This is a genomic window from Bordetella genomosp. 10 (genome assembly GCF_002261225.1).
Taxonomy (GTDB): Bacteria; Pseudomonadota; Gammaproteobacteria; order Burkholderiales; family Burkholderiaceae_B; genus Bordetella_C.
In genome coordinates this window covers 251,938-273,356 of sequence record NZ_NEVM01000005.1, presented here as the reverse complement: position 1 = coordinate 273,356, position 21,419 = coordinate 251,938, and the positions used below count along the sequence as shown (strand labels likewise).

Annotated in this window: 17 protein-coding genes; 6 read left to right on the top strand and 11 right to left on the bottom strand. The window is 70.5% G+C overall.

Features of this window, described 5'->3' with window-relative positions:
• Window positions 1–8: 8 nt before the first annotated feature.
• The 5 genes from CAL29_RS17420 to CAL29_RS17400 are packed head-to-tail and all read right to left on the bottom strand — an operon-like array spanning window position 9 to window position 2,695.
• A complete protein-coding gene (locus CAL29_RS17420) occupies window positions 9–560 on the bottom strand; it encodes a hypothetical protein (RefSeq protein ID WP_094854345.1) in 552 nt (183 codons plus the stop codon).
• Window positions 557–811 carry an acyl carrier protein gene (locus CAL29_RS17415; protein WP_094854344.1) on the bottom strand — a complete coding sequence of 85 codons (255 nt, stop codon included), beginning with the start codon at window positions 809–811 and terminating at the stop codon, window positions 557–559. Before CAL29_RS17415 ends, CAL29_RS17420 begins: the two co-directional genes overlap by 4 nt.
• An 18-nt stretch (window positions 812–829) precedes the next feature.
• A complete protein-coding gene (locus CAL29_RS17410) occupies window positions 830–1,090 on the bottom strand; it encodes a phosphopantetheine-binding protein (protein WP_094854343.1) in 261 nt (86 codons plus the stop codon).
• The gene (locus tag CAL29_RS17405; RefSeq protein WP_094854342.1) at window positions 1,071–1,889 is read right to left on the bottom strand and encodes a lysophospholipid acyltransferase family protein; all 819 of its coding nucleotides are present in this window, start codon (window positions 1,887–1,889) and stop codon (window positions 1,071–1,073) included. Before CAL29_RS17405 ends, CAL29_RS17410 begins: the two co-directional genes overlap by 20 nt.
• Before the next feature lie 2 nt (window positions 1,890–1,891).
• The gene (locus CAL29_RS17400) at window positions 1,892–2,695 is read right to left on the bottom strand and encodes a beta-ketoacyl synthase chain length factor (protein WP_094854341.1); all 804 of its coding nucleotides are present in this window, start codon (window positions 2,693–2,695) and stop codon (window positions 1,892–1,894) included.
• 150 nt (window positions 2,696–2,845) lie between these two features.
• Between CAL29_RS17400 and CAL29_RS17395 the strand changes: the two genes are divergently transcribed.
• Window positions 2,846–3,604 carry a 4'-phosphopantetheinyl transferase family protein gene (locus tag CAL29_RS17395; protein WP_094854340.1) on the top strand — a complete coding sequence of 253 codons (759 nt, stop codon included), beginning with the start codon at window positions 2,846–2,848 and terminating at the stop codon, window positions 3,602–3,604.
• A 31-nt stretch (window positions 3,605–3,635) separates the two neighbouring features.
• Here the strand turns inward: CAL29_RS17395 and CAL29_RS17390 are convergent, their stop codons facing one another.
• Window positions 3,636–4,523, bottom strand: a complete 888-nt coding sequence (locus tag CAL29_RS17390) for a LysR family transcriptional regulator (RefSeq protein WP_094854339.1) — start codon at window positions 4,521–4,523, stop codon at window positions 3,636–3,638.
• A gap of 180 nt (window positions 4,524–4,703) precedes the next feature.
• Here CAL29_RS17390 and CAL29_RS17385 point away from each other — a divergent pair, with 180 nt between their 5' ends.
• The gene (locus tag CAL29_RS17385) at window positions 4,704–5,951 is read left to right on the top strand and encodes a D-amino acid dehydrogenase (protein ID WP_094856714.1); all 1,248 of its coding nucleotides are present in this window, start codon (window positions 4,704–4,706) and stop codon (window positions 5,949–5,951) included.
• A 228-nt stretch (window positions 5,952–6,179) separates the two neighbouring features.
• Here the strand turns inward: CAL29_RS17385 and CAL29_RS17380 are convergent, their stop codons facing one another.
• The 5 genes from CAL29_RS17380 to CAL29_RS17360 all read right to left on the bottom strand — a co-directional run bounded on the left by CAL29_RS17380 (window position 6,180) and on the right by CAL29_RS17360 (window position 16,914).
• Window positions 6,180–6,470 carry a hypothetical protein gene (locus CAL29_RS17380; RefSeq protein ID WP_094854338.1) on the bottom strand — a complete coding sequence of 97 codons (291 nt, stop codon included), beginning with the start codon at window positions 6,468–6,470 and terminating at the stop codon, window positions 6,180–6,182.
• A 155-nt stretch (window positions 6,471–6,625) separates the two neighbouring features.
• The gene (locus CAL29_RS17375) at window positions 6,626–9,934 is read right to left on the bottom strand and encodes an error-prone DNA polymerase (RefSeq protein WP_094854337.1); all 3,309 of its coding nucleotides are present in this window, start codon (window positions 9,932–9,934) and stop codon (window positions 6,626–6,628) included.
• Between the two features lie 33 nt (window positions 9,935–9,967).
• Entirely contained in the window at window positions 9,968–11,431 is a 1,464-nt protein-coding gene (locus CAL29_RS17370) for a Y-family DNA polymerase (RefSeq protein WP_094854336.1), read from the bottom strand.
• The gene (imuA, locus tag CAL29_RS17365; protein ID WP_094854335.1) at window positions 11,355–12,080 is read right to left on the bottom strand and encodes a translesion DNA synthesis-associated protein ImuA; all 726 of its coding nucleotides are present in this window, start codon (window positions 12,078–12,080) and stop codon (window positions 11,355–11,357) included. Before imuA ends, CAL29_RS17370 begins: the two co-directional genes overlap by 77 nt.
• Before the next feature lie 352 nt (window positions 12,081–12,432).
• On the bottom strand, window positions 12,433–16,914 hold the full coding sequence (locus CAL29_RS17360; protein ID WP_179284090.1) for a DEAD/DEAH box helicase: 4,482 nt from the start codon (window positions 16,912–16,914) through the stop codon (window positions 12,433–12,435).
• A gap of 59 nt (window positions 16,915–16,973) precedes the next feature.
• Between CAL29_RS17360 and CAL29_RS17355 the strand changes: the two genes are divergently transcribed.
• From CAL29_RS17355 to CAL29_RS17340, 4 genes are all read left to right on the top strand, one after another.
• Complete coding sequence (locus tag CAL29_RS17355) at window positions 16,974–17,885, top strand: LysR family transcriptional regulator (protein ID WP_094854334.1); 912 nt, start codon at window positions 16,974–16,976, stop codon at window positions 17,883–17,885.
• Window positions 17,886–18,005: 120 nt separating this feature from the next.
• Window positions 18,006–19,304: an NAD(P)/FAD-dependent oxidoreductase gene (locus CAL29_RS17350; RefSeq protein WP_094854333.1), complete on the top strand. Its 1,299-nt coding sequence runs from the start codon at window positions 18,006–18,008 to the stop codon at window positions 19,302–19,304.
• A gap of 218 nt (window positions 19,305–19,522) precedes the next feature.
• Window positions 19,523–20,530 carry an ABC transporter substrate-binding protein gene (locus CAL29_RS17345; protein ID WP_094854332.1) on the top strand — a complete coding sequence of 336 codons (1,008 nt, stop codon included), beginning with the start codon at window positions 19,523–19,525 and terminating at the stop codon, window positions 20,528–20,530.
• A 1-nt stretch (window position 20,531) separates the two neighbouring features.
• Complete coding sequence (locus tag CAL29_RS17340) at window positions 20,532–21,365, top strand: ABC transporter ATP-binding protein (protein ID WP_094854331.1); 834 nt, start codon at window positions 20,532–20,534, stop codon at window positions 21,363–21,365.
• Window positions 21,366–21,419: the final 54 nt, after the last annotated feature.

Sequence of the window (21,419 nt, the reverse complement as noted above, 5' to 3'; positions counted from 1 at the left end):
CCTGGATCCTAGGCCGCCTTGCGGGCGTATGGGCGCACGACCCATTCGCCGGCCACCAGGATGCCGATGAGGATATAGCTGATACAGCCGTTATACAGGGTCCACCAGCCTGCCGGCGCCCACAGGGCGAGGGCGGCCGCGGCCGCGCCGTTCAGGGCGAAGAAGGCGGTCCAGATCTGCGTCACGCGGCGCGTGTACGCCACGCCGGCGGCGGGCAGGTCGGGCTCGCGCAGGCGCGCCAGCCGCTCGATGGCGGGCATGCCGCGCGCCAGGCTGGCGCCGAAGACCGCGCACAGGCCGGCATTGATCAGGACCGGATACCAGAGCAGCCAGCGCGGGTCGCGCGCGAAGGCCAGCACCAGGCAGAAGGCCAGCGCCAGCGCCGGCAGCAGGCGCCCGCCGGCCTGGCCGCGCGGCGCCGTCAGCGCGCGCCCGAGCCATAGCGCGGCCAGCGGCAGCGCGACCCAGCGGGCCCCGCCGCCCTGCAGGCCGGCATGGACCACGAACGGGTAAGCCAGTCCGGCCATCAGCAAAGCGAGCGCCAGGACGGCTCGCGTCATGCGGCGGCTTCCTGTTGCCGCATCACCGCGTCGACGACGTCCTGGACCGTGCGCACGGTGCGGAAGTTCTCCGCGGCCAGCTTGTGGCCGGTCTTGCGCTTGATGTGGTCGAGCAGGTCGATGGCGTCGATGCTGTCGATTTCCAGGTCGGTATAAAGATTGGCGGTGGGCACCACGCGCTCGGGCTCGATTTCGAAAAGCTCTACCATCGCGTCGCGGAGCACGTTGAAAATGTCTTCCCGGGTCTGCATCTCATTTGCTCCAGATACTCAGGCGCTGCGTTGCGCCGAGACGAACTCACTCAGATTGGCCACGGTGGCGAAATGGTTGCGCATGTTCCGCGTCTCGGGATCGATGGCGATGCCATAGCGCTTTTGCAGCGCCAGCCCCAGTTCCAGCGCGTCGACGGAATCCAGGCCCAGCCCGTCGCCGAAGAGTTCGGCGTGGCTGTCGATGTCTCCGGGGGTAATGTCCTCCAGCCCCAGCGCCTCGATGATGAGGACTTTGATCTCATTTTCTAGCTGGCTCATCCCGCCCAAGCTCCATTTCAAAATAGTTATGCAAGTGTTCGTTCATCAGCCTGCCCGCGATGGGCAGCGGATGCTGGCTGGTCCACCGTTGCGGATCGACGTCGGGGCCCGCTTCGAAGATGTAGCGCATGCGTTGGCGCGGTATGCGATACCACGGCTCGCCCTTGGTCAGGCTGCGCGTGTTCATGCGGATGACCACCGGCGTGACCACGCGCGCGCCGCGCATCGCGATGGCACAGGCGCCGCGATGGAAGCGCGGCGAAGCGCCGCGCGGCGTGCGCGTGCCTTCGGGAAACACCACCAGGGTTTCGCCCTCGCGCAGGACCTCGGCGGCGCGGTCGAACATCTCCAGGCTTTCGTCGTTGGTGATGTAGCGCGCGTTGCGCACGGGCCCGGCGGTGAAGGGATTGGCCGCCAGGCTGTGCTTGACGACGCAGTTGGCGTTGGCGACGTGGCCCAGCAGGAAGACCACGTCCAGCAGCGAGGGATGGTTGGCGACGATCATCTGGCCCGGCCGGCCCAGCCGTTCGGCGCCGCGGAATTCGAAGGTCAGGATGCCCGTGCGCACCAGCAGGCGGATGAACACGCGAAAGGTCCAGTAGATGGCGCCGCGCGCGCGCTGCTGGCGGCGGGACAGGTCCGGGCAGAGCAGCCGCAGCGGCGGAAAGACCACCAGGCGCAGGAGCAGGCCGCCGAGCCCGAACGCCGTGAAGGCGAAGGCGGTGGCGAACAGGCGCAGCAGCCAGGCGTCCTGCCGCGGCGGCAAGGTTTCGGCGACAGGGTCGATGCTGTTTTCCATGCTTATGAGGACAGGTGTCGCCAGCGCCACTGGCGCCGTTGGTGCGTGTGCGTCCAGGCGCGGCTGCCCAACGCCAGGTGGCGCAACAGGTTCAATGGGTGGGGAAGGGCGATGGGCGCTTCCCCGGGGCCGCCGCGCGGTCCGTTGTTTGGTCCGTCGTTCGGGCCGTCGTTCGGCTCATCCCGCGCGGGTTCGCCGTCCGCGCCGGGCGCGGACAACGTCAATTCATAGTCCTGGCCCCCGGTCACGCGCAGCGCCAGGGCGTAAGGAAAGGGAATGTCGTCTATCCACGGCGCATACGGGGCCGGAGGACGTTCCTCGGCCAGCACCACGAGCACGGCGGGATGGCCGGCGGCCAGCAGCAGGGAGGCTTCGACGATGGCGCTTTCCAGGCCGTCGCCCTGCACCGACAGGGCCACGCTCTCGGTGGTATCGTGCCGCAGGATGGACCACATGCCGGCACAGGCGTTATGGACCGACAGGCTGAAGGAAGTGGGCGACAGGGCCTCGTCGCGGGCCAGGTTCTGTAATAGTTCGTAACCACGCGTCGTTTCGCCGTGGTGCGAGGCGTAGACCATGGGGAGGGCTTCGCCTTCCCGGCTCAGCGGCCAGGCGCTGCCCACGGCCATGCGCGCCAGCGCGCTGAGGCGGCGGCGTTGCATCGCGGGAAGAAATCCGAGTTGTGGCGCGGGCGCGGGCGTCTCGGCCGGCGGGATGCAAGGGGCTTGAGCCCACTGCCGCCAGGCTTCCTCGCCCTCAATTCCAGGCGCCCAGGCGTGCCACTGCGGAATTGAAAATTTCAACATGGCGCGCAGTGTACCGGGCTGCAAGGTCTTCCACGAGACTATCTGGTTACACTGTCTCCATATTGCAATACAGTTTGTCATTATTCAGGTTGACGTCAGTTTATTTGGCGCGAGCGGCCTGCTGCGTGGCGATTGGAACAGGAATAAAGGGTGTCCGAATCTGAGGCTACAGTTCCCCGGCACGGATGTAATTCCGATCCCGCCGGCGATTCTTCCGAAGGCGCCGATCGCGGCGCGGCGCCCGTCCTGCTCTGGGGCGGTCCCGCGGCGGCGGCGGACTACGATCCCGCCGTCCTGTCCGACGCCGACGCGGCGCGGGCGGGCTTGCCGCGCACGCCGCGCGCGGCGCTGCAATGGCGCGTCAGCCGGGCGGCGCTGCGGCAGGCGGGGGCGGGGACGCGCGGCGATGCGCCGCGGGCCTGGTCGCTCAGCCATAGCGACGGGCACGCGCTGGTCGCCCGCGCGCCGGCGGGCTGGCGCGTGGGCGTGGATCTCGAACGGCGACGGCCCAGGGACGTGGCCGCGCTGGCGCAATGGTGCTGCGACGCCGGCGAGCAGGCGCATCTGGCGGCGCTGCCGGAGGCGCGGCGGCTGGCCTTCTTCTACCGGCTATGGACCTTGAAGGAGGCTTTCATCAAGGCGGCCGGGCTGGATTTCCCGGCGGACATGCGGAGCGTGGGCCTGCAAGCGCTACAAGCGCAGGCGGCGGGACGATGGACGCTGCGCGCGCCGGCCGGCGCATGGCGCGCGCGCTGCTGGGAGATCGGCGAGGACTGGGTAGCCAGCGTGGCGTGGTCGGTGGACGACGGCGCGGCGGCGCCCGGGCCAGCGGGCGAACCGGCGTGGCGCACGGCGCGGGGCTGCGTGCTGCCGCCGGTGCGTCTCGTGTACGCCGATCCTGAAGATTAGGACAGGGGTGCTAGGGGATTAGGACAGGGTGCTAGGGCAGGGACCTCGCCGCTTCCGCGCATGCCGCGCGCAGGCAGTCCAGGAAGCCGTGGTGCAGCGCGGACAGCGGGTCGTCGGCATGCACCAGGGCGCCGATATGGAAGTACACCGGTGGCTCCAGCCGCCGCAGCGACAGGCTGGGGCGCGCGACGCCCTGGGCGCTGTAGGCGTCGACGATGGCGTCGCCGCAGCCGGCCTCGACCATGGCGCAGGCCATGTAGTGGGTATGCACCCGCAGCGCGGTGCCCAGGCTGGCGCCGTGCTCGGCCAGCGCGGCCTGCAACAGCCCGCCCAGCGGGTCTTGCGGATCCATGGAGATCAGGCGGCCGCCGTCGACGGCGGACAGGGGCATGGGCGCGGCGCCCGGCTCGCGGCTGACGTAGACCATTTCGGAACGGTCCAGGTCGATGCGGGCGATGCCCGGGTGGGCCGGCGGCTCGTAGGTCACCGCCATGTCGATTTCGCGCGCCAGCAGGCCGGCGATCAGCTCGCCCGTGTGGTGGGTCTGGATGCTGAAGGTGATGTCCGGCTGGCGGGCCCGGCTCAGGCCGGCGGCGCGCGGCACGATGCCCAGGCCCAGGCTGGGCGCGCAGCCCAGGCGCAGGTGGCCTTGCGGATGGTGCCGGAGATTGGCGGCCAGCTTGCGCACGCTTTCCAGGTCGCGCGACAGGCGGGCGATGTCCGGCGCCAGGATGTCCGCCTCGCGGGTCGCCCGCAGCCGCCCCTTGACGCGCTCGAACAGCTTGAAGCCGACCTGCGCCTCGGCGTGCGCCAGCATCTTGCTGGCCGCCGGCTGGGAAATATGCAGGGCCTGCGCGGCGCGGCTGAGCGATCCCGTGGCGCGGATGGCTTCGAACAACTCTATGTGGCGCAGGCGCATGGACGGATTTCGGGAAGGATAGCTGCAGGTTATGCGGCAGCTTACCGTATCAGGGGTGCTTACCCATAGCCAAAGGTTATGCCACCCCGCGACTTTGGCATTTGCCGGCGGACCGGCCGGCGCCCACAATCGGGCCAATGCCCACGATCGGGCTCGGACGATACTTCCAGGATGGTTTTCATGCGCGTATGCGTGATAGGCGCCGGCGTGGTCGGCGTGTCCTCCGCCTATTTTCTGGCTCGCCAGGGGTTCGACGTGACGCTGGTGGACGCGCGCGAGCGGCCCGCCGAGGTCTCCAGCTTCGCCAACGGCGGCCAGTTGAGCTACAGCTATGTGGCGCCGCTGGCGGGCCCGGGCGTGCTGCCCAGCGTGCCGAGCTGGCTGCTGCGGGCCGATTCGCCGCTGCGTTTCCGGCCGCGCCTGGACCCCCATCAATGGCGCTGGTGCCTGGACTTCGTGCTGGCCTGCCGGGCGTCGGTGGCGCGCGCCTCCACGGCCGAGCTGTCGACGCTGTCCTACCTGAGCCGCGACGCCATGCACGGCCTGCTCGCGCAGGAACCGATCGAGTTCGGCCATGTGCGCAACGGCAAGCTGATCGCCTACCGCGATGCGGCCCTGCTGGAGAAGGCGCGGCGGCTGGTGGCCTACCAGGCCGCCCACGGCGCCGAACAATCGGTGCTGTCGGCCGAGGAAACCCTGGCGCTGGAGCCCGCCCTGGCGGGCATGCGCGGGCAATTGGCGGGGGCGATCTACACCCCCAGCGAGGAAAGCGGCGATTGCCGCCTTTTCACCGAAGGCTTGTTCGAGCGGTTGAAGACGCTGCCGAACGTGAGCCTGCGCATGAGTACGAATGTGCGCGCCCTGCGCCGCCGCGGCGCCGCCATCGCCGCGGCCGACACCGACCGGGGCGACATCGACGCCGATGCGTTCGTGGTGGCGTCGGGGGTGGGCAGCCGCGCGCTGCTGCGGCCGCTGGGCGAGGACGTGCCCCTGTATCCGCTCAAGGGCTACAGCCTGAGCGTGCCGCTGGCCCATGAAGACGAGGCGCCCGCCATCAGCGTGACCGATTACGAACGGCGCATCGTTTATGCGCGCATGGGCAAGACCCTGCGCATCGCGGCCATGGTAGATATCGGCAGCGCCGACGCGGCCATCGATCCGCAACGCGTCGCCTTGCTCAAGAGCCAGGTGGCGGAGATCTTCCCGCGGCTGGACCTGGATGCCGCGGCGGCCTGGGCCGGCCTGCGGCCCGCCACGCCGGGCAGCAAGCCCATCATCGGACCCTGCCGGTCGGCGCCCAACCTGTGGCTGAACCTGGGCCAGGGCGCGCTGGGCTTCACCCTGGCCTGCGGCAGCGCTGCCTTGCTGACGGCGCAGATGGCGGGCGTGCCCACGCCTATCGACGCGTCGCCTTTCCTGCCGCGCTGAGGCGGGGGCGGGGAGCCGCCGGCGTGTCCCGGAGCGGGCCCGGACTCGTTTCGAACCCGGGGCCCGAGGGCAAGCGTCGGCGGCGGTTGGCCCTACTGCGAACTGCATACCGCACATAGCGCGCGCGGTGGTCGATGTGCGCTGCTTAAGGTCGGTGGCTTGAGCGCGGTGGGATTAACTCAACCGTGCGCGTCCGCGCGCCGCAACGTGCTGATCGGTGCTCCCCGATCAGCGCTGCTTCTGCATGTTCTTGTTCTGCATGTCGCCGCTGCCGTGGGACCCCTGGCCCTGGCTGCCCGAGGGGCGTTGCTGGCCGGGCTGTTGTTGCTGTCCGGAACGGTTCTGCTGTTGTTGTTGCGGCGAGCGCTGCGCGTTCTGGTTCTGCTGCTGACCGTGCTGGCCTTGCTGGCCCTGTTGGCCATGCTGTCCTTGCTGGTCTTGCTGCTTCTGGCCGTGTTGCCCTTGCTGGTCCTGCTGCTTCTGGCCCTGCTGGTTCTGCTGATTCGATTGCTGGCTCATCATCGGCTCCTGTGCTGGATAGGACCGCCAGGATGGCGGGGGCCGCGCGGATGAATTCCGCGTGGTCCTCCGGGAGGCAGCAAGCCTTATGCCCCCGCGCCGCGTCATGCTCTGCCTGCATGTAACGCCGGGCCGTCGCCGGCCACGCGCGCCGTTCAATGGAAGTCGCGGCTGCGCGTGTTCAGCGTGCCCAGCAATGGCGTGAGGTCCACCAGGCGGCGCGCGATCAGGTGCCGCACCTGGTTGACGTTCTGCCATACGCCGTAGATGCCCAGCAGCGACGCGCCCAGCAGTTCCTTGCGCTGGCTTTCGATCAGCTCCGGCCGCACGACGGCATTGACCGCGCCGGTCTCGTCCTCGATGGTGACGAAGATGGTGCCCTTGGCGGTGCCGGGCCGCTGGCGCACGGTGACGATGCCGCAGGCGCGCGCCAGGCGGCGGTCGGGATAGGTATGCAGGACTTGCGCGGTCTCGAAGCGGCGCGCGCGCAGGGTTTCGCGCAGGAGCGCCAGCGGATGGCGATTCAAGGTCAGGCCCAATGCGCGGTAGTCCTCGACGATGGTCTGGCCTTCGTTGGGCGGCGGCAGGTCCGGCATGGCGTCCTCGACGATGGCGGCATCGCGCAGCAGGCCGCGCGCGGGCGCGCCGGCGGCCGCGGCCCAGCGCGCCTGGCGCCGATGGCCGGCGAGGGTGCGCAAGGCATCGCCGGCGGCCAGCGCGTCCAGTTCGTGGCGGTTCAGGTCGGCGCGCCGCGCCAGGTCGTCGCTGTCGCGAAAGGGCGCGGCCGCGCGCGCCATGCGGATGCGATCGGCCGCCGCTTCCGACATGCCCTTGATGCGGTTCAGGCCCAGGCGCACGGCGGGTCGCGGCTCGGGGCCGGGCGCCGGCGCGTGCCGCGCGTACATCCCGCCGCCTCCCGCAATGCCCGCGCCCGTATCCCCCGCGGCGTGGACCAGCGCGCATTCGACCAGCGTGCATTCCCAATCGCTGTGCATCACGTCGGGCGGCAGCACGCGCACGCCATGGCGGCGCGCATCCTGCACCAGTTGCGCCGGCGCATAGAACCCCATGGGCTGTGAGTTCAGCAGCGCGGCCAGGAAGGCCTCGGGCTCATGGCGCTTGAGCCAGGAACTGATATAGGCCAGCAAGGCGAAGCTGGCGGCGTGGCTTTCCGGGAAACCGTATTCGCCGAAGCCCTCGACCTGGCGGAAGATGGCCTCGGCGAAGTCCTTGGTGTAGCCGTGCGCCAGCAGGCCGCCGATCAGTTTGACGCGGAATTTGTCGACGCCGCCCTTGCGCCGCCAGGACGCCATGGAGCGGCGCAATTCGTCGGCCTCGCCGCCGCTGAAGCCGGCCGCCACCATGGCGATCTGCATGACCTGCTCCTGGAAAATGGGCACGCCCAAGGTGCGTTCCAGCACGGCTTCGACCTGCTTGCTGGGATACGTGATGTCCTCCAGTCCCTGCCGGCGGCGCAGATAGGGATGCACCATGCCGCCCTGGATGGGGCCGGGCCGCACGATGGCCACTTCGACGACCAGGTCGTAGTACGTTCTAGGCTTCAGGCGCGGCAGCATGGTCATCTGCGCGCGCGACTCGATCTGGAAGACGCCGATGGTGTCGGCGTCGCTGATCATCTGGTAGGTGGCCTCGTCGCCCCGGGGCACGTCCTGCATGGCGAAGGGGCGGCCCCGGCGCATGCCGGCGAAGGCCAGGGCGCGGCGGATCACCGACAGCATGCCCAGCGCCAGCACGTCCACCTTGAGCAGCCGCATGGCGTCCAGGTCGTCCTTGTCCCACTGCACCACGCTGCGGTCGGGCATGGCGGCGTTCTCGATCGGCACCAGGCGCGACAGCTTGCCGCGGGCGATGACGAAGCCGCCCGGATGCTGCGACAGGTGGCGGGGAAAGCCCAGCAGTTGCGTGGCCAGCGCGGCCCATTGCCGCGCCACCGCCGATTCGGGGTCCAGCCCGCAGGCGCCGAAGCCTTCCAGCAGCGCGCGGCGGTCGTCCCACCATTGATGGGCCTTGGCCACGGCGTCGATGACGGCGGGATCCACGCCCAGCGCCTTGCCGGTGTCGCGCAGCACGCTGCGCGGGCGGTAGGTGATGACCACGGCGGTCAGGGCGGCGCGCGGCCGGCCGTATTTGCCGTAGATGTACTGGATGATCTCTTCACGGCGCTGGTGCTCGAAGTCGACGTCGATGTCCGGCGGCTCGTTGCGTTCCTTGCTGATGAAGCGCTCGAACAGGCTGTTGCCGCTGACCGGATCGACCTCGGTGATGCCCAGGCAATAGCAGACCGCCGAGTTGGCGGCCGAGCCGCGGCCCTGGCACAGGATGTTTTGCTCGCGCGCGTACAGCACGATGTCGTAGACCGTCAGGAAATACGCCTCGTAGCCCAATTCCTGGATCAGCGCCAATTCCTTTTCGATCTGCGCGGCCACCGCCGGCGGCGTATGGGCGCCGAAGCGGCGCCGCGCGCCCAGCCAGGTCTGCTCGCGCAGGTAGCTGGCCGGCGTGGCGCCCTTGGGCACGATTTCATCGGGGTATTCGTAGCGCAGTTCTTCGAGGTTGAACGTGCAGCGGCGCGCGATATAGAGGGCCTGGCGCAGGGCCGCGGCGGGATACAGCGCGCCCAGGCGCAGGCGCGAACGCAGATGCCGTTCGGCATTGGCCGCCAGGGCGTAGCCGCATTCGCGCACGGGCTTGCCCAGGCGGATGGCGGCCAGCGTGTCGTGCAGCGGCTTGCGCGATCTCAGGTGCATTTCGGCCTGGCCCAGGGCGGTCACCGGCAGGCCGCTGGCCCGCGCCGCCGCCTCGACGTGCGCGCGGTGCAGATCGTCGCGGTCGTTGTGCTGCAAGGCCAGCCCCAGCCACGCGCGGCCGGGGAAAAGCGCCGCCAGCCAGCGCGCCTGGCGGGACAGCACGTCCGCGCTCGCGCCATGTTCCGGCGCCAGGATGGCCAGGCAATCGGGCATGCCGCGCAAATGCGCATGGCCGGCGGCGGGCGTTTCGAGATCGGCGGGCGCCAGCATGTAGCTGCCTTTCCTGGCTGCGCGCGTGCGCGCCAGCGTGATCAGTTCCGCCAGGTTGCCGTAGCCTTCGCGCGTCTGCGCCAGCAGCACGATGCGCGGCGGCGGATCGTCCACGGCCGCGATGCCCGACGCCAGGGTGAAGCTGCTGCCGATGACCAGGCGCAGCTTGCTGGCCTTGGCCTGCACGTGCGCGCGCACCACGCCGGCCAATGAGCATTCGTCGGTCAGGGCCAGCGCTTCGTAGCCCAGTTCGGCGGCGCGCTCGACCAGCTCCTCCGGATGCGAGGCGCCGCGCAGGAAGGAAAAATTCGACAGGCAGCACAGTTCCGCGTAGCCGGGCAGGGACGGCGCGGCCACGCCCTCGCCATCGACATCGCCGTCGTCGTCGGCATGGCGGTCGTCGTCGTCTTCTTCCAATATCTGCATGATGGATTACCGGGGTGGTCCGCGCAGCCAGGGCTAGGCGTACAAACCGTGCAGGAACCAGCGGCCGTCCCGCGCGTCGCGTTCGCGATAGATCCAGTAGCGGGCGCCTTCCGCGTCCTCGGCGACGAAGTAGTCGCGCAAGGCCAGGCCTTCGTCCCACCAGCCGCTTTCGATGCGTTCCGGGCCGCGCACCAGCGTCAGGGGCGAGCCGTGGAACGGCCGTTGGTCGCGGATCCGCAGGACTTGCGGCGGATCGAGCAGCCAGTAGGGGCGGTCCAGGACGGGAGCCGGCGCGATGGCGGACGGCGCGTCGTGGGCCTGGCGCCAGCGGTTGGCGGCCTCCGGGCGATGGTCGGCGGCGGGACAGGGCACGCGCACGCGCTCGCGGCCCAGCCGCGCGGCCAGCAGGTCCAGCAGGCGCGCCTGGTCGCCGGCCTGTTGCGCGGGATCGGGGAACAGGGTGGTGTTGGCGCCCGGCCGCGGCACGGTGTCGGGTGCGTCCAGCACCACCGCGATCACGGGGGCGGCCAGCGTCAGGCGGGCCAGGCGTTCGCACAGCAGGGCTTGCAGGTGGCCGGCCTGCCAGGCGGGCTCGGCCAGGGCCAGGTCCAGCGGCGTGGGCGGCCGCGCGTGGCGGCCGCGCTCGTGCTCCAGCTCCAGCCGCAGGCGGGGCACCGCCAGTTGGCGCGCGGCCAGCCAGCCGCACAGCGGTTCGAGCAGGCGGCGGGTCACCGCCAGCACGGCGTCGGTGTGCTCTATGCGTTCGATCAGCTCATGGCGGCGGCGGAAGCGCGGCGGCGCCGCCAGCCAGGCGTGGGCCTGGGGCGCCTGGCCATAGGCGCGGTCCAGGGCCAGCGTCAGGGCCGGGCCGCAGCGCCGTTGCAAGCCGGCGCGCGGCAAGGCGCGCAGGTGCCGCAGCGTGGCGCAGCCTATGCCTCCCAGCCAGTCCTGGTAGGGCTGGGCCTGCGGCAGCAGGCCGCAGGGCAGGGCGTCCAGCCGCCGGGCCAGCGCCGCCAGGCGGATGACCCGGCGGCGGCGCATGTGGCCCTGCGCCAGCAGCCAGGCGCCGCCGGCGGTGGGCGCCATCGACCACACGGCCTGCAGCGCCTGGCTGGCGACGGTGGCGCGGGCGCGGCGCAGCAGGCGGCGCGGGCCGCCGAAGGCGCGCAGGCTGGCGCCCACGTTCAGCAGGATGGTGTCGGCCTCGGCCAGCGCGACTTCCGGCGTGTATTGCAGCAAGGCCAGGGCGGTGGCCTGCCGCGCGTCTTCCTCGGCGGCGGGGTCGCGTTCCAGCATGATGACTTGCGGCGCGATGGCCGTGACGCCGCCGCGCCGCAGCCCCGGCTGGATGCCGAGGTCCGCGGCGGCGGTCGTCAGGGCCAGGACGCGATCCTGCTGCATGACCGCGCAAGCCGTGCTTTCAAGTGGCCAGGGCGGACGCAGTGCGTCCAGCGCCAGCCTGGGCAGGGATACGGCGATCCAGAGCGTAAGGGGCATGCGTAGGCGAAAGGCGGGGCGCCAGGGGCGTGTCCAGCGCGATGAACAAGGGTTGGGCGCAGACCGGGCCGCGCCGTTTGAGCAGGTCGACGGCCAGGCCGCCGCTGACGGCGCGCAGCGCCAGCCGCAAGGGCGCCGGCGAGGCCTGTTCGGCGTCGCGCGCCGGCCGCAGGGCGAACAGCAGCGTGCCGCTGCCCTGGGCGGCCAGATGCAGGCGCCGCAGGCTGGCGTTGCGCACCCGCGGCAGCCAGCACAGCAGGGCGGCGCAACTGCCGTTTTTCAGGATCTGTTCGGCGGCCCACAGGGCGTCGGTTTCGCGCGCCGGGTCTATCCACCACAAGCGGTTGGGGTCCAGGCCCGCGCCGCGCCAGGCCGCGATATGCGGGACGCAGGGCGGTTGCACCAGGGCGATCGGGCCAGCCGCCGGCAGCGCGGCCAGGGCGGGTTGGAGCAGTCGCAGCTCGCCTATCCCCGGACGCGCCAGCAGGAGTTCGGTCAGGGCCCCGGTGGGCCAGCCGCCGTCCGGCAGTTCGCGCGTCAACTGGGGATGGCCGGTGCGCACCGCCGCCCGCGTGCCGCGCGCGAGCTGCGTCCCGCGCCACAAGGCGGGGTGGATGCGCTCGGGGGCGAGGGTGGCGGGGGAGGACATGACGCGGGCGGAGAAAGCGTTTTATCGGGGGACCATGAAGGGCGTTATTCCGGCGCCCGCGGATCGTCGGGGAACGCGGGCATAAAAAAATAATGAACTGGATAAATATACAGCATAAAATCGGGCTCTCGCGCCGCCCCGCGACGGAATAAAAAGGGGGCGGACACCGGCCGTCATCCCTGGACTTATCAACATCTTCTGTGGACAAGTCTAGGGATAGGTTTTTGGAAAATCTTAAAAGCCCTTGTAAATCAATGGGCTGGATAAATTGCGCCGGATCTGCCCGTATTTACCCTGATATAGGGCGCGGCGTTTTTGTCAAGGGCGTCCGGCGAAATGTTTCTCTGTTTCTTCAGCCGCGTTCCGCCAGCGCGGCGTGGGCGGCCTGCCGCTCGTCGGCCGTCAGCGGCGTGAGTTCCCGGAACTCCCCGGCCACCCATGCCGCCATGGGCACGCCGTCGCGCAGCAGGATGCGGTTGCCGGCCACGCTGGGAATCTTTTCGCCGGGCAGCAGGGTGCCGCAGAGGTTCAAGGGATCGACGGCGGACACGGCGATCCAGGCGCCGTCGCCCTCCTGCCTGCGTAGTCCGCGCAGGACGGGAATGGCCTCGGGCAGGGCGAATTGCTCGCCGGCCAGGCCCGCCACGAAGCGCCCGCCGCGGATCTCGCCGCGGGCTTCCATCCGATGCAGGACGGGCAGCAGGTCGCGCCACGGCGGCAGCCAGCCGGCCTCGCGATCCAGCAGGCGCCAGAACACCACGCCGTAGCGGCGCAGCAAGACGCGCGCGAGATGCTCCAGTTGCGCCGGATCGCGGGCGGGGGTGCGTCCTTGTCCTTGTCCATGTACGGCCGCGCCTGTCGCCGCCGAGGCCGCTGCGATGGCAGGATGCGTTCCGGCCGCATCGGTCGCGACCGGCGCGCGGCGGACGACGGCCCAGCGGCCGGCCTGGTCCAGGCCGGGCGGGGGCGCGCCGCCGCGCCGGCGCCGGCCGCCGGTGGGCGCGCGCCGCGACGCCGGCAGCAGCAAGGCGCGCAGGCCGTCGTAGCTGTCCGCCGTGGCCAGGCCGGCGGCCACCAGTTCGACCAGGGCGTTTTCCAGCTCCACCGGCAGCAAGCGGGTGGCGCCCAGCAATTCATCGAAGAACATCGCGCCTTCGCCCCGCAGCGCATCGTGGACGTCGCGGGCGCGCGCCGACAGCGTGTCCGGATCGGCCGGCTTGCCCAGGGTTTGCCAGGTCTCCAGTTGGCGGCGCGGCAGCAGCACGATGGGCGTGGCCCGCACCGTGGCGACGGCGCCGCGGGCCGGACCCGGCATGCGCAGCCAGGCCAGGCGGCCGGCGCGCACCAGGTCGTCCAGCCAGGCGGGCTGGTAGCCGGCGACGCGGGCCGGCAGCAGGTCGCGCTCCCAGGCGCCGGCCGCGGCTTCATAGCCTTCCAACTGATCCAGGACTTCGCCCAGCGCCGCCGCTCCCTGGCCGCGCGTGGCCGGCGCCAGCCGCTGCCAATGGCACAGGAAGCGCATGAAGTCCTGGCGCGTCACCGGCTCGATTTCACGCCGCAGATGGGCGATGGTGAGGCGGTGGATGCGCGCCAGCAGATGCCGCTCGCACCACTGTTCCGCCGGGGCCGCCGGTGTGTAGCGGCCGCGCAGCACCACGCCTTCCTGCTCCAGCCGGGCCAGCGCGGCGGCGCCGTCGGCGGCCGGCAGGGACAGGGGCGCGGCGATCTCTTCCAGCGTGCGCGGGCCGCTGCCGGACAGGCGCGCGCGCAACAGCTCGACGACGGCGTCCTCGCGCCGCCAGTCTTCCGCGGCGGGGGCCAGTTGCGGCTCGCAGGCGGCGTCGGGATAGACCGCCAGCAGGCAGGGCAGGCGCTCCAGCGCCGTCCACAGACGCGCGCCATCCGGCAGCACCAGTTGCGCGGCGCGGCCGGACCGCGCCAGCGTGCGCAGCCGGGGGCGCCAGTCATCGCCGGCGCCGTCTTCATCCGCGGCGCCCGCGTCCGTCCGCGCCCGGCCATCGTCGTCGCCGGCCGGCACGCCGAGCCCGGCCGCTTCGTCGGCGGTCACGCAGCCCAGCGTCATCAACGCCTCGTGCGCCTCGTCCGCGTTGCGCACCCGCGGCCAGGCTTGCGCGGCCACGTCCGCGATGGCCGCCGGATCCAGCGCGCCCAGGTCGTCGTTGCTGGCGGGGTCGGACCAGCGCCGCGCCTGCACCGCGCGCGTGCGTCTTTCCTCCAGCGGCGCGTCGTCCAGGAAGGCATAGGGGTTGGCGTTGAGGATTTCCATCGCCAGCGGCGAGGGCGCCGGCAGGTCGCGCGCGAGCAGGGTGACGCCGCCCTGCTCGATGCGCCGCAGGACGGCCAGCCAGCCGGCGCAGTCCATGGCCTCGTTCAGGCAATCGTCCAGCGTCTGCGCCACCAGCGGGTGGTCCGGCAGTTCGCGCTCGCCGGCGATGTTCTCCAGGCAGGCCGCCTGGTCGGGAAAGACCGACGCCAGCAGGTCCTCGCTGCGCATGCGCAGCAGTTGCGGCGCCAGCTTGCGGCCGCCGCTGTAGCGGGGAATCGCCAGCGCGGTGGTGGCGTTCCAGCGCCAGCGCGCGTTGAACAGCGGGGCGTCCAGCACGGCCTGCACCAGCACGTCGCGCGCCGTCGCCGCGCGCAGGTAGCGCCAGACCTCGTCCAGCGGAAAGCTGTGGCTGGTGGACAGCGACAGCACGATGGCGTCCTCGGTGGCGGCGGCCTGCAGTTCGAAATTGAAGGTGCGGCAGAAACGCTTGCGCAAGGCCAGGCCCCAGGCCCGGTTGATGCGGCTGCCGAAGGGCGCGTGCAGCACCAGTTGCATGCCGCCCGATTCATCGAAGAAACGCTCCATCACCAGCACGTCGCGGGTCGGCAGGGCGCCCAGCGAGGCGCGGGCGCGCGCCAGGTACTCGACGATCTGGCGCGCCGCGCCGGCGGCGATGCCGGTCGCGCCGCACAGGTCGTCGATGGCGCCTTGCAGGGCGTCGTCCGGCGCCCGCCCCGCCATGGACCGCAGCGCGGCGTCGACCCGCGCGCGCAGCCGCGCCACCGCCTGCGACAGTTCGTCGCTGCGGCCCGGCGCTTCGCCCAGCCAGAACGGAATGTTCGGCGCCATGCCGTGCGCATCCTCGACGCGCACGCGCCCGGACTCGATGCGCAGGATGCGATAGGCGGTATTGCCTAGCTGGAACACGTCGCCCGCCAGGCTCTCGACGGCGAAGTCCTCGTTGACGGTGCCGATCTGCTGGCCTTGCGGTTCGAGCAGCACGGCGTAGTCGGCGTTGTCGGGGATGGTCCCGCCCGAGGTCACCGCGGTCAACTGGCTGCCGCGCCGCCCGCGCACCGTGCCGCTGACCGTGTCGCGATGCAGGTAGGCGCCGCGCACGCCGTGGCGGCCGGTATAGCCCTGCGCGAGCATGCGCAGCACCGCGTCGTAGCGGTCGCGGGGCAGATCCGCATAGGGCTCGGCCCGCCGCAGCAAGGCGTACAGCGCGTCTTCGGACCATTCCTGGTTGGAGACCTCGGCCACGATCTGCTGGGCCAGCACGTCCAGCGGCGCCCGCGGCACGTGCAGGGTGTCCAGCTCTCCGCGCCGCACGCTGTCCAGCAGCGCGGCGCATTCGATCAGGTCGTCGCGCGAAGTCGGAAACAGCCGGCCTTTGGAAATCCCGCCCACCTGGTGGCCGGCGCGGCCCACGCGTTGCAGCAGGGCGGCGATGGCGCGCGGCGAGCCCACCTGGCACACCAGCTCGACCTCGCCGATATCGATGCCCAGTTCCAGCGACGCGGTCGCCACCAGCACCTTCAAGGCGCCGCGCTTCAGGCGCTGTTCGGTGTCCAGCCGGGCTTCCTTGGCCAGGCTGCCGTGATGGGCCGCCACCGCGTCCGCGCCCAGGCGCTCGGCCAGGTGGCGCGCGGCGCGCTCCGCCATGCGCCGCGTGTTGACGAAGACCAGCGTGGTGCGATGCGCGGCGGCCAGTTCCGCCATGCGGTCGTAGACCCGATCCCAGACGTCGTTGGCCATGACGGCTTCCAGCGGCACCGGCGGGATTTCCAGCGCCAGGTCGCGGGCGCGGCCATGGCCGATATCGACGATGGCGCAGTCGGCGGCCGTGCCGTCGGCGTTGCGGCCGACCAGGAAGCGGGCCACCGCCTCCAGCGGCTTCTGCGTGGCGGACAGGCCGATGCGCACCGGCGGCCGCGCGCACAGGGCGTCGAGCCGGGCCAGGCTCAGCGCCAGGTGGCTGCCGCGCTTGCCGCCGGCCACCGCGTGGATTTCATCGACGATGACCGAACGCACGCCGGCCAGCATGGCGCGGCCGCCGGCCGACCCCAGCAGCACGTACAGCGATTCCGGCGTGGTGACCAGGATGTGCGGCGGCTGGCGCCGCATGGCCTGGCGTTCCTTCTGCGGCGTATCGCCGGTGCGCACGGCGCTGCGGATGGCGGGCGCCGGCAGGCCCCGCGCGGCGAGTTCCTCGGCGATCCCCGCCAGCGGCGCCTGCAGGTTGACGCGGATATCGTTGGACAGCGCTTTCAGCGGCGAGACGTAGAGCACCAGCGTGGCGTCGGGCAGCTCGCCGCCGGCGGCCAGGCCCATGCGCACCAGTTCGTCGATGGCGGCCAGGAAGGCGGTCAGCGTCTTGCCCGACCCCGTCGGCGCCGCCACCAGCGTGGGACGCCCGGCATGGATCAGGGGCCACGCGCGCTGCTGAGCAGGCGTGGGGGCGTCGTAGCTGCGGTGGAACCAGGCCGCGACGGCCGGATGGAACAGCGCGTCCAGCACGTCGGCCTTGGCGGGGAGGGAGGTCATGTCCTCTTATATCGGGGCGATTTCGAACACGTCAATGCCGGGCGGGTATCATCCTTCCCATGAAGACCACCCTGGACGAAATGCAGACCTTCATCGCGGTCGTCGACGCCGGCTCCATTACGGCGGCGGCCGATCGTCTGGGGCAAACGGTGTCGGCCGTCAGCCGGACGCTGGGGCGCCTGGAGCAGAAGCTGGAGACCACGCTGCTGCACCGGACCACGCGGCGCCTGGCCTTGACCGAGGAAGGGCAGCTATTGCTGGGCGAGGCGCGCCGCGTGGTCGAATCGGTCGAGGCCATCGAGGAGCAGATGGCCTTGCGGCGCCAGCAGCCGGCCGGCCTGCTGCGCGTGAACGCCGCGTCTCCCTTCATGCTGCACGTCATCGTGCCGCTGGTCGGCGAGTTCCGCCGGCAATACCCGCAGATCGAACTCGCCTTGCAATCCAACGATCGCATCGTCGACCTGCTCGAACAGCGTACCGACGTCGCCATCCGCATCGGCGTCCTGCGCGACTCGACGCTGCACGCGCGCCCGCTGGGCAGCAACGCGCTGCGCATCCTGGCCAGCCCGGCCTATCTGGCGCAACGCGGCAAGCCGCGCAGCGCGGAGGACCTGGCGCGCCACAGCCTGCTGGGCTTCACCGAGCCGGACACGCTGAACCACTGGCCCCTGCGCCACGCCCTGGGCGACAGCCTGCATATCCGTCCGCAGGTGGCGGCTTCCAGCGGGGAGACGCTGCGCCACCTGGCGCTGGCCGGCGAGGGGCTGGTCTGCCTGGCCGATTTCATGTCGCACGAGGACCGCCGCCGCGGCGACCTGGTACAGGTGCTGGCGCGGGACACCGTCGACGTCCGCCAACCCATCCATGCCGTCTACTATCGCAACACGCCGCTTGCCGCGCGCATCGCCTGCTTCCTGGACTACGTGGCGGAGCGCCTGGGCGGCGCCGGCAAGGCCAGCCGGGCCGCGTAGCGGCGCAAGCCGTGCGGCGTGGGGCTTTTTTGCAGTGCAGCAACTGTAGCGTATCCTTCCGATTCACGGCCACACGCTTCTTCAGGCGCGCGGCCGCCATTGCATCAAGGAATCCGTATCATGAGCGACCAACCCTCCGCGTCTTCCCCTCCAACCACCGTATCCGGCGCGGCCGGCCGCCCTCGCGTGGTCGTCGTGGGCGGCGGCTTCGGCGGCCTGGAGGCCATCAACCGCCTGAAGGGCGCGGACGTCGACATCACCCTCATCGACCAGCGCAACCACCACCTGTTCCAGCCCTTGCTCTACCAGGTCGCCACCGCCTCGCTGGCGACCTCGGAGATCGCCTGGCCCATCCGCTACCTGCTGCGCGACCGCCCCGAAGTCAGCACCCTGCTGGCGACGGTCAGCGGCGTCGACACCGGGGCGCGCGAGGTCCTGCTGGAAGACGGCGCCAGGGTGCCCTATGACTTCCTGGTGCTGGCGACCGGCGCGCGCCACGCCTATTTCGGCCATGACGACTGGATGCCGCACGCCCCCGGCCTGAAGACCCTGGAGGACGCCACCATGATCCGGCGCCGCATCCTGCTGGCCTTCGAGCACGCCGAACGGGAAACCGATCCGCGCCGCCAGGCCGCGCTGCTGACCTTCGTGGTCATCGGCGGCGGACCCACCGGCGTCGAACTGGCCGGCACCATCGCCGAGATGGCGCACGTCACGTTGCCGCCGGATTTCCGCCGCATCGATACGCGCCGCGCGCGCGTGCTGCTGATCGAAGGCGGACAGCGCCTGCTGAGCGCCTTCGACCCGTCCCTGTCAGCCTACGCCAAGCAGGCGCTGGAAAAACTCGGCGTCGAGGTGATGCTGGGTCAGTCGGTGTCCGAATGCTCGGCGCAAGGCGTGGTCTTCGGCGGCACGCGGCTGGAGGCCGACACGGTGCTGTGGGGCGCGGGCGTGCGCGCCTCGCCGGCGGCGGAGTGGCTGGGCGCGAACGCCGACCGCGCCGGCCGCGTGCTGGTCGAGCCGGACCTCACCGTGCCGGGCCACCCGGAAATCTACGCGGTGGGCGACACCGTCAGCATCGCCGGGCCGGACGGCGCGCCGGTGCCCGGCATCGCGCCGGCGGCCAAGCAGCAGGGGCGCTACGTGGGCGGGGCCATCAAGGCGCGGCTGCGCGGCGAGCCGTCCCCGGGGCCGTTCCGCTACAAGCACAGCGGCAACCTGGCGACCATAGGCAAGCGCAAGGCCGTGATCGATTTCGGCCGCATCAAGCTGCGCGGGCCGCTGGCGTGGTGGATCTGGGGCATCGCCCACATCTACTTCCTGATCGGCATGCGCAACCGCCTGAGCGTGGCGCTGAGCTGGCTATGGATACACACGCGCGGCCAGCGCAGCGCGCGCCTCATCACCCAGGGAAAATAGCCGCGCGCCGCATTGCCCGGAGAAAATGAATCATCGCAGGCGTAAAACCCCGCCGCCCGCCGCGGACGGGGGTTTTCCCTGTATGAAAGCCAGTCGCAAGTTACGAGTCTCACAATTGGGTCCGGCATGGTCGGCAGCGATTTCGATCCTTTCACCGGCCTTAAACCTGGCCGTCGAAACCGTCAGGCCATGAATGACAAAAATTCTGGAGACTCACAATGCGAGCATGGTTCCGTTATTCCTCCGTCGCGGGCGCACTGGTGGCCGCGCTGGCCGTATCGGCCGGCGCCCACGCCGCTTCCAAGATCACCATCATGGTGGGCGGCATCGACAAGATCATCTACCTGCCGCCCAAGCTGACCGAGAATCTCGGCTACTTCAAGGACGAAGGGCTGGACGTCGAACTGCAATCGCAGCAGGCCGGCGTCAACGCCGAGAACCAGTTGGTGGCGGGCGCCGTCGAGGCGGTGGTCGGCTACTACGACCACTCCATCGACCTGCAAAGCAAGGGCAAGGAAATCAAGTCCATCGTGCAGTTCGGCCTGGTGCCCGGCGCCATGATGATGGTGCGCAGCGATGAAGCCGGCACCATCAAGAGCTTCGCCGACATCAAGGGCAAGACCATAGGCGTCACCGGCCTGGGCTCCTCGTCCAGCTTCCTGGCGCAATACCTGGCCCTGAAGGGCGGCCATCCCAGCGGCGACTACACCATGCTGCCGGTGGGCGCGGGCAGCACCCTGATCGCGGCCATGAAGCAGAAGCGCATCGACGTCGCCTGGACCACCGAGCCGACCACTTCGCAACTGCTGTCCACCGGCGAGGCCAAGCCCATCGTCGACCTGGTCACGGCCGACGGCACCCGCCAGGCGCTGGACGGCCTGTACCCGGCGGCCAGCCTGTACGTGCGCAGCGACTGGGCGGCGTCCCACAAGGACGAAGCCGCCAAGCTGGCGAAGGCCTTCGTGCGCACCCTGCATTTCATCCAGACGCACACGCCCGAGGAGATCGCCGACAAGATGCCCACCGATTACTACGGCGGCAACAAGGCGCTCTACGTGCAGGCCATGAAGGCGTCCATCCCCATGTTCTCGCCCGACGGCCGCATGCCCCAGGGCGGCCCCGAGACGGCCCTGAAGGTGCTGCAGGCCTTCAGTCCCAACCTGAAGGGCAAGACCATCGACCTGTCGCGTACCTACACCAACGAGTTCGTCGACCAGGTCAAGTGACATGACCGTCGCCGACACCCATAGCAGTAGCAGCAAGGCCGATGGCGGCAAGGGCGCGGACGTGCCGGCCATCGAGCTGGACCACGTCTCCATCCGCTTCATCTCGCCGGACGGCAAGGCCACCGTGGCCTTGCGCGACTTTTCCATGCAGGTCCGCCACGGCGAATTCGTCGCCGTGGTCGGTCCGACGGGCTGCGGCAAGTCCACCACGCTGGGCCTGATCACCGGCTTGATCAAGCCCACGCTGGGCACGGTGCGGGTCATGGGCAAGGAGGTGCGCGACACCGACCCGCGCATCGGCTTCGTGTTCCAGAGCGACGCCGTCTTTCCCTGGCGCAGCGTGATCGACAACGTGGCCGCCGGCCCCTTGTTCCGCGGCATGGCGCGCAAGGAGGCGATGGAGCTGGCGCAGGATTGGCTGGCCCGCGTGGGGCTGGATAAATTCGGCCAGCACTATCCGCACCAGTTGTCGGGCGGCATGCGCAAGCGCGTGTCGCTGGCGCAGACCTTCATCAACAAGCCCGAGATCCTGCTCATGGACGAGCCCTTTTCGGCGCTCGACATGCAGACGCGCACGCTGATGCAGGGCGAGCTGCTGGACCTGTGGTCCCGGCAGTCGGGGTCGGTGGTGTTCGTCACGCACGACCTGGAGGAGGCCATCGCCCTGGCCGACCGGGTCTTCGTGCTGACGGCGCGGCCGGCCACGCTCAAGCAGGTCTACGACATCGACCTGCCGCGCCCGCGCGTCATGGAAGAGGTGCGCTACCAGCCGCAATTCATCGAGCTGTCGCGCCAGATCTGGGCCGATCTGCGCGAAGAGGTGCACATCGGCTGAACGCCGTGCGCACGTGGTATCCAAGCCGAGAGAGATAGTCATGTCAACGATAAG